Origin of the sequence: Arthrobacter sp. 35/47 (assembly GCF_000520475.1) — a bacterium.
In the GTDB taxonomy this organism is placed as follows: Bacteria; Actinomycetota; Actinomycetes; order Actinomycetales; family Micrococcaceae; genus Arthrobacter_D; species Arthrobacter_D subterraneus.
The window spans coordinates 121,715-129,670 of the sequence record NZ_KI914583.1 but is presented as its reverse complement, the minus strand read 5'-3'; the positions used below and the strand labels follow the sequence as shown (position 1 = coordinate 129,670).

Below are 7,956 nucleotides of genomic sequence, written 5' to 3'. Positions count from 1 at the left end.
GCACCCGCCGCTGCGACTTCTGCCAGATCGACACCGGCAAGCCGTCCCCGGTGGACCGGTTCGAGCCCACCAAGGTGGCGCGCTCGGTCAAGGCCATGCAGCTGCGCTACGCCACCGTGACCGGGGTGGCGCGTGATGATCTCGAGGACGAGGGCGTCTGGCTCTACGCCGAGACGGTCCGCAAGATCCACGAACTCAACCCGGGCACCGGCGTCGAACTCCTGATCCCCGACTTCTCCGGGAAGCCGGAGCACATCCAGGCGATCTGCGATTCGAAGCCGGAAGTCTTCGCGCACAACGTCGAGACCGTGCCCCGGATCTTCAAGCGGATCCGGCCCGCGTTCCGTTATGAGCGCTCACTCGACGTCATCACCCAGGGCCGGAACCTGGGGATGGTCACCAAGTCCAACCTGATCCTGGGCATGGGCGAGACCCGGGAGGAAATCTCGGAGGCACTCCGCGACCTTCACGACGCCGGCTGCGACCTCATCACCATCACCCAGTACCTGCGTCCCAGCGAACGCCACCTGCCGGTGGACCGCTGGGTCAAGCCGCAGGAATTCGTCGACATCCAGCAGGAAGCGGACGAGATCGGCTTCCTGGGTGTGATGAGCGGCCCGCTGGTCCGCTCGTCCTACCGGGCGGGACGGCTGTGGGCCACCGCGATGCGCAAAAAGGGGTGGGAGATCCCCGCTCACCTGGCGCACATCGAAAGCTCCGGCAGCACCCGCCAGGAAGCCAGCTCGCTGCTGGCGGCACACGGCTGAGTTCCACGCCCCCGAATCACTGAGAGGACCAATGATGCTCCCCACCAGAGTAGAGATCATCCCTTCCGAGGGAATTGTTGAGCGGATCACCGCCGGTGTACCGACGACGACGGCGCTCACCGTCACCTGCCTGCCTCACCACGGCGTCGAAAAGACGGTACGCACGGCCGCGCAGCTCGCTGAGCTGGGCTACACGGTGATCCCGCACCTGGCGGCGCGCAGCATTTCCAGCCGGGCAGAACTCACCGGGCTCCTGCGTGCGAGCATGTCCGCGGGGGTCGGCGAGGTGTTTGTGATCGGCGGTGACCGGAAATCACCGGCCGGCGCCTATGACTCGGCGCTGCCGCTGCTGGAGGACATCGCGCAATACTCCGGCGGTCTGATCCGGGCCGGTATTGCCGGCTACCCGGAGGGCCACCCCTTCCTGGATCGGGGCGCCGGGGTGGAGGCCCTGCTGGCCAAACAGTCCCTGGCCTCGCACGTGGTCACCCAGATGTGCTTCTCCGCGCCACGGATTCACGACTACGTTGCGCTGCTGCGGCGCGTCGGCGTGGAGCTGCCGGTCTGGGCCGGGGTGGCCGGAGCCGTCCCGCGCACCCGCCTGATCGCGCTGGCAGCTCAGATCGGCGTCGGGAGCTCACTGAAGTTTCTCAGCCGGAAGGGGCCGCTGGCCCGCAAGCTGCTCAGCGGTGACCACTATTCGCCCCAGGGCCTGGTCTCCGAACTGGACGGCCAGGCCGGCAGTGTCGCCGGGATCCACCTCTACAGTTTCAACAACCTCGACCCGGTTCCGGGCGGACCGGACCTGGCATCGGCGCCCGGTCACGGGCCCGCACTGATTGAAGGAGCAGCACATGACCGCTGAAACCACCGCCTCCCCGGCGGAGCACGTCCTCACCGTCGACTGCTCCGAGTCCCCCGGCATCATTCACGCGATCTCGGGGTTCCTGTTTGAGCACGGCTGCGACATCCTCGACATCAAGCAGTACGGGGACACGGCGCAACGACATTTCTTCATGCGGGTGCATTTCTCATCCGGATCATCCTCCTCCACGGCAGCTGGAGTGGTGCAGCGGACCTTCAGCACGGACGAACTGCGCCGGGACTTCACCCCGGTCGCCGAACAGTGGCAGATGAACTGGCAGCTGGAGCCGCAGGGACGCAAACGGCGTGTCCTGGTGATGGTGTCGAAGATGGGCCACTGCCTCAACGACCTGCTCTTCCGCACCCGCACCGGAGACCTCCCGGTGGAAATCGTGGCCGTCGTCTCCAACCATCCTGACCAGCAGGGACTGGTCGAATGGCATGGCATCCCGTTCTTCCACGTGCCGGTCACCAAAGACACCAAGCCGGAAGCGGAGGCGAGGCTCCTCGACATTGTTGACCGGTTCGACGTCGAACTGGTGGTCCTTGCCCGCTACATGCAGGTCCTCAGCGACGAACTGTCCAACCGGATGGCCGGCCGGGTCATCAACATCCACCACTCGTTCCTGCCGAGCTTCAAGGGCGCCAAGCCCTACCACCAGGCGTACGAGCGTGGCGTGAAGACTGTCGGAGCCACCGCCCACTACGTCAACGCGGAGCTGGACGAGGGGCCGATCATCTCCCAGCAGGTCATCGAGGTGGACCACACCTACACGCCGGATGACCTGGTGGCGGTGGGCCGCGACGCCGAGTGCGCCGCGCTGCGCAACGCGGTGCGCTGGCACTGCGAGGGAAGAATTGTGCTGCTGGGAAACCGCACCGTCATCCTCCGCTGAGGAGCATCCCTCGCTGAGGCCATCCTCCGTTGAGGAGCCTTCGCTGAGGGCCGCGGAACGTGTGAGGTGGGTCCCACGCGGAATAGCTGCGCGGCCGTCGGCGCTTTCCCAGTGAAAGCTTCCGCGAAAGGACCTCCTTATGCTGTTCTCACCGATCACCCTTGGCGAGCTGACCCTGCCCAACCGTCTCGTCATGGCCCCGCTGACCCGCTGCCGCTCCGGGGCGGATGGTGTCCCCGGGCCCATCGTCGTCGAGCATTACCGCCAGCGCGCGTCGCTGGGCCTGATTGTCAGCGAGGGGACCTACCCCAGCCATGCCGGCCAGGGCTTCCCCGGGCAGCCGGGACTCGTGACCGATGAGCAGGTTGAGGGCTGGTCGAAGGTGACCGACGCCGTGCACGCCGAGGGTGGGCGCATCTTCGCCCAGGTGATGCACGCCGGCCGTGTCACCCACGAGGACACCAACGGCGGCCGCACCGTGGTGGGGCCGAGCGCCGTGGCAGTGGACGGCCTGACCCGCACCAACAAGGGCAAGCAGCCCTTCCCCGTTCCGCATGCCCTCACGGAGGATGAGATTCCGGGCGTAATCCAGGAGTTCGTCCAGGGGTCGGTCAACGCGATCAAGGCCGGGTTCGACGGCGTTGAACTGCACGGCGCCAACGGTTACCTGCTCCACGAATTCCTCACGCCGGCAGCCAATCAGCGCGACGACCGGTATGGCGGCTCACCCGAAAACCGCATCCGGTTTGTCGTCGAGGTGGTGCAAGCGGTTGTCGAGGCGGTCGGAGCGGAGCGGGTGGGCATCCGCATTTCGCCGGAGCACAACGTCCAGGGTGCCGTCGAGCTGGACCGCGAAGACCTCCACCGCACCTACTGCCTGCTGGTGCAGGCGATTTCTCCGTTGGGCCTGGCCTACCTGAGCGTGCTGCACAACGAGCCGTCCGGCGGGCTGGTCCGGGAACTCCGCGGAGAGTTCAACGGTGCGTTTCTGCTGAACACCGGCTTCAGCGTCATGACCACCCGGGATGAAGCGATCTCCCTGGTCGAGGGGGAGCTGGCTGACGCCGTCGTCGTCGGCCGTCCGGCCATCGCCAATCCGGACCTGGTACGCCGCTGGCAGGAGAACCTGCCGGTCAATGAACCGGACATGGCGACGTTCTACACGAGCGGCGCCGAGGGTTACACGGACTACCCGGTGTACCAGCCGGCCTGATCCCGTAACGGGACCTGCAACAGGTAGATGATTGGTCAGGGCATCGACCCCGCGGTCAGGCCGCTGCCGTGACAAACTGCTGGCATGGAGGCCCCGGCGCGCGACCACGATCTTGTCCTTTTCGGTGCGACCGGTTTCGTCGGTGAACTGATCGCCGGATATCTTGCGGACCACGCTCCGCCGGACCTGCGCGTGGGGCTCGCCGGGAGGTCGAGGGTGAAGCTCGAGGCCGTCCGGTCCAGGCTGCCCGTCGCCGCACATGACTGGCCTCTCATCGAGGCCGACTCGAATCATCCTGACTCGCTCGCTGCGTTGGCCGCGGGCACCAGGGTCCTCTTCACCACGGTGGGTCCCTACGCGAAGTATGGGCTGCCCGTCGTCGAGGCGTGTGCCCGCGCCGGCACCCACTACGGGGATCTGACGGGTGAGGTGTCCTTCGTCCGTGAAGCCATCGACCGTTGCGACACCCTGGCGAGGGCTACCGGCGCACGGATCGTTCATGCGTGCGGCTACGACTCCGTCCCGTCGGACCTCGGAGTGCTCCTCCTGCACCGCGCCGCGGAGGCTGGCGGCGCGGGCGGACTGACCGAGGTGCAGCTCGTGGCCACGGCGAAGGGCGGCTTCAGCGGCGGCACCATCGAGTCGATACGTGGGCAGCTCGACGGCGTGCGGTCGGACCCTGTGCTGCGTTTCCTCGCGGGCGATCCCTATTCCCTCAGTCCGCACCGGACGGCGGAGCCCTCGACCCGGCAACCGGCGGACCTGGGGTGGGTCGGCCGCGCGAACGGCGGCCTGTGGACCGCGCCCTTCATCATGGCATCGGTGAACACGCGGATCGTGCGTCGCAGCAATGCCCTGCAGGGTTGGGCCTACGGCCGGTCCCTGCGGTACGGCGAGGTGATGGGTACCGGGCGCGGCCCCTCCGGTGCCGTCATCGCCGGAGCGACGGCGCTCGGCCTGCGGGCGTTCGGAGCCGCGCTGGCCCTGCCGCCCACGAGGAAATTACTGGACCGTGTCCTTCCGCCGCCCGGTGCGGGCCCGAGCGAGGCCGCGAGGCGCTCAGGCTGGTTCCGGTCCCAGGTAACTGCTTCCACAGAGAGCGGCCGGCGGTACCGGGCCGTCGCAGCCGGGCCCGGCGACCCGGGATACGCCGCCACCGCCGTGATGGCCGGGGAGGCAGCACTCTCACTTGCCCTCGACGGCGACCGCCTGCCGCCCGCGGCAGGATCACTGACCCCGGCGACCGCCCTCGGCGACGTCCTGGTTGAGAGGCTGCGCACGGCAGGCCATACCTACGAGGTCAATTCCCTCACCTGACGGACGCCGCATCGGATCACAGACCACCCTGGTGTCTAAAAACCTGAAGGCGGGCGGGTGTCTGTAGGTGGAACCTTGAGCGCGGGGGGCAAGGCGCTTGTGGCCCGACACTTACCGGTGGCACGCATACGGCTCTAACATCGATCGCTAACATGTAGAAATGTGGATCGGGACCGAGCGGGTATCTGGAACGCTGACTTCGTGGAACGACGACCGCGGTTTTGGGTTCATCTCCCGAACGGACACTTCCCAAAAGACGTTCGTGCATATCTCAGGGTTCCCGCCTCGGGCACGCCGACCTCAGCTTGGCGAGGCTTTCACGTTTGAGGTTGAGCTCTCCGGAGACGGAAAGCAGCGCGCAACGCGGGTGCGGCCGGTTGTCAATGCGCCAGCGCCAACGTCGCCGATCAGGCAGAGGCCTGAAGCAGGAATGCGGTGCAGACCGGGCACCCTGGATTATCTCGCAATCCTCGGCTTTGTCATCGCCTACTTGCTTGTCAACGCCGTGTGGCCCATCCCGCTGTGGGTCCCAGCGCTGTATCTGTTGGCAAGCGGCTTCTGCTTTCTCCTGTACGCGGTCGACAAGGCCGCCGCAGTCTCCGGGGGGTGGCGGACGTCAGAGAGCGCGCTGCTCCTGGTAGGCGCCGTCGGTGGGTGGCCGGGTGGCATTGTCGCGCAGCAGACGCTTCGCCACAAGACGCGCAAGGCGAGCTTTCGCTCTGCTTTTTGGAACAGTGTTGTCGTGAATCTGCTCGCCTTCGCCCTGTTTACGACGCCCCTATTCACGGTGTTTGCTCAATGGAGCAGCGCAGTACTTGGGTGAATCGTCTGCCGAGTACCATCGACGACGTTGCACTGAGTGATTGACGCCATGGGGGACCGTCAACAGTTGTTGACGGTCCCCCATGATCGACCTAGGTCAGCCTGACCTGCCGGTTCACGTCCTTGTACAGCAGGTAGCGGAAGTTCGAGGGCCCGCCCGCGTAGCAGGCCTGCGGGCAGAACGCGCGCAGGGACATGTAGTCGCCCTCCTGAACCTCCACCCAGTCCTGGTTCAGCCGGTACACAGCCTTGCCCTCCAGCACGTAGAGCCCGTGCTCCATGACGTGGGTTTCCGCGAAGGGAATGACGGCGCCCGGTTCGAAGGTGACCACGTTGATGTGCATGTCATAGGCCATGTCATCGGTGGGCAGCATGCGGGTGGTGCGCCACTTGTTGTCGGTGCCGGGCATCGCGCCAGGCTCGATGTCCTTTTCGTTGCCCACGCGGGCCTTCGGTGTGTGGCCGGCGAGCGGCTGGTAAGCCTTGCGGATCCACTGGAACTTCGCGGGCTGAGCGGCAGAGTTGGACACCTCCCACTCGGCGCCCGGCGGGATGAAGGCGAAGCCGCCCGGCGTGAGGTCGTGCAGCTCACCCTCAAGCTTGACGGTGAGCGCTCCCTCGAGGAGGAACACGAAGGATTCGACGCCGGCTTCCGGCTCCGGGTTGGTCGACCCGCCGCCCTGCGAGACCTCCACGAGGTACTGGGCGAACGTCGTTGCGCCCCCGGCCACCGGCCGGTTGAGGATCCAGGTTCGGGTGTTGGTCCATTCGGGGAGTTCGCTGACCACAATGTCGCGGAGGACCCCACGAGGAATGACGGTGTAGGCCTCGGTGACGACGGCGCGTCCCGTCAGCAGGTCCGTCTGCGGCGGCAGGACGGTTTCTGGTGCGTAGTAGTTGCTCAATGTTCAGTCCTTAGATGTTTTCAGCTGTTTCAGGAAGTTTCCGCGGGTGCGCGAGCGCTTCCAGGTCAGGAAGGGAGATGCCGGCCAGCTCGTTCACTTCGGCCTCGGTGACGGCCCCGCACAGCACTCCGCGGTGGACGAAGCGGGCGAGGGCACGGGCCGTTGCGGGCTCGTCGAGGATGGAGCTTTCGAGCCGGTGCACGTAGTTCCGGAGGCGCGTGGCCGCGGCCGGGAGCCCCTCGCGGTAGAACGCGTACGTGGCAATGAACCGGCTGGGCAGCTGCGCGGGGTGCAGGTCCCACCCCTGGTAGTAGCCGCGCTCCAGCGAGCGCCGCACCAGGCGTGCGTGCAGCGCCCACGCGGCGGACACCTCCTCGTCAGTGCCGGCCGGGAGGATGTTCGTGGACCCGTCGGACAACCGGACACCGGTGCCCGCGACCGCCACCTGCATGACCTGCTTGGCGTAGTCGGCTGCCGGGTGTTCCATCGACTGGTACGCGGCGGCGATCTGCAGCGAGTCGCTGTAGTCATAGGTGCCGTAGTGCAGCGCGGACACGCGGCCCTCCGCCCGGTGCAGCAGCTGTGCCACAGGCACAGTACCGTCAGCGGCGAGGATCAGCTGCGGCGTTTCCACCTGCACCTCGAACCGCAGCCGCCCGGACGGCAGTCCGTGGACGGCCTCGAGCCGCTGGCACGCGAACACCATGGCCTCCACCTGCGCCACCGTGGACACCTTGGGCAGCGTGAGCACCAGACCGTCGGGCAGCGGACCCTCGGCGAGCAGGCCACCCACAAACAGGTCGAGCGTCCGCAGCGCACGACGGCGGGTGGGCTCCTCGAAGCACTTGAACCGGATGCCGATGAACGGCGGCGCAATGCCGTCGCGTACCGCCCGCGCCACCGCAATGGCGGCGCGGGCGGCCTCGGCGTCCTCCTCGTCGTCGGGCCGGTTACCGTACCCGTCCTCGAAGTCGAGGCGCAGGTCCTCGATCGGCTCAGAGGTGAGCTTCGCGCTCACCAGGGTGCCGACGTCGTCGTTCACGCCGAGCGCGGCGCACAGTGCGCCCATACCACCGGCGCGTTCGACGGCGGCGGCCGCCTCCCTCCCCCAGTCACCGGGGAGCGAGGGCTGGTACCTGTCGGCCGGCACGTAGACGGTGTGCACCGGCTGC

The 7,956-nt window shown here is 67.1% G+C and carries 8 protein-coding genes; 6 read left to right on the top strand and 2 right to left on the bottom strand.

The window, feature by feature from the left end; genetic code table 11:
- From X803_RS17470 to X803_RS22650, 6 genes are all read left to right on the top strand, one after another.
- The coding region (locus X803_RS17470; protein WP_035777687.1) for a lipoyl synthase at positions 1–767 on the top strand (767 nt) is incomplete at its 5' end.
- Between the two features lie 34 nt (positions 768–801).
- Entirely contained in the window at positions 802–1,632 is an 831-nt protein-coding gene (locus tag X803_RS17465; protein WP_253907381.1) for a methylenetetrahydrofolate reductase, read from the top strand.
- Positions 1,622–2,527: a formyltetrahydrofolate deformylase gene (gene purU, locus X803_RS0103065; protein WP_026543981.1), complete on the top strand. Its 906-nt coding sequence runs from the start codon at positions 1,622–1,624 to the stop codon at positions 2,525–2,527. The genes X803_RS17465 and purU overlap by 11 nt, the downstream gene beginning before the upstream one ends.
- Before the next feature lie 139 nt (positions 2,528–2,666).
- Positions 2,667–3,740: an alkene reductase gene (locus X803_RS0103060; protein WP_026543980.1), complete on the top strand. Its 1,074-nt coding sequence runs from the start codon at positions 2,667–2,669 to the stop codon at positions 3,738–3,740.
- 84 nt (positions 3,741–3,824) lie between these two features.
- Positions 3,825–5,057 carry a saccharopine dehydrogenase family protein gene (locus tag X803_RS0103055; RefSeq protein WP_026543979.1) on the top strand — a complete coding sequence of 411 codons (1,233 nt, stop codon included), beginning with the start codon at positions 3,825–3,827 and terminating at the stop codon, positions 5,055–5,057.
- A 430-nt stretch (positions 5,058–5,487) separates the two neighbouring features.
- Positions 5,488–5,880 (top strand): DUF1294 domain-containing protein, encoded by a 393-nt coding sequence (locus tag X803_RS22650; protein ID WP_051470396.1) that lies wholly within the window; start codon positions 5,488–5,490, stop codon positions 5,878–5,880.
- 91 nt (positions 5,881–5,971) lie between these two features.
- On the opposite strand, the gene X803_RS0103045 is transcribed toward X803_RS22650, so the two are convergent.
- Positions 5,972–6,784 carry a bifunctional allantoicase/(S)-ureidoglycine aminohydrolase gene (locus X803_RS0103045; protein ID WP_026543978.1) on the bottom strand — a complete coding sequence of 271 codons (813 nt, stop codon included), beginning with the start codon at positions 6,782–6,784 and terminating at the stop codon, positions 5,972–5,974.
- Between the two features lie 10 nt (positions 6,785–6,794).
- Positions 6,795–7,956, bottom strand: a 1,162-nt coding sequence (locus tag X803_RS17455; protein ID WP_035777681.1) for a DUF6986 family protein, incomplete at its 5' end; no start/stop codon positions are given.

Bases quoted from the DNA above. Each gene is read 5' to 3' on its own strand.
- X803_RS22650 (WP_051470396.1), top strand. From the start codon at position 5,488: ATGCGGTGCAGACCGGGCACCCTGGATTATCTCGCAATCCTCGGCTTT.
- X803_RS0103055 (WP_026543979.1), top strand. From the start codon at position 3,825: ATGGAGGCCCCGGCGCGCGACCACGATCTTGTCCTTTTCGGTGCGACC.
- purU (WP_026543981.1), top strand. From the start codon at position 1,622: ATGACCGCTGAAACCACCGCCTCCCCGGCGGAGCACGTCCTCACCGTC.
- X803_RS17465 (WP_253907381.1), top strand. From the start codon at position 802: ATGCTCCCCACCAGAGTAGAGATCATCCCTTCCGAGGGAATTGTTGAG.
- X803_RS0103060 (WP_026543980.1), top strand. From the start codon at position 2,667: ATGCTGTTCTCACCGATCACCCTTGGCGAGCTGACCCTGCCCAACCGT.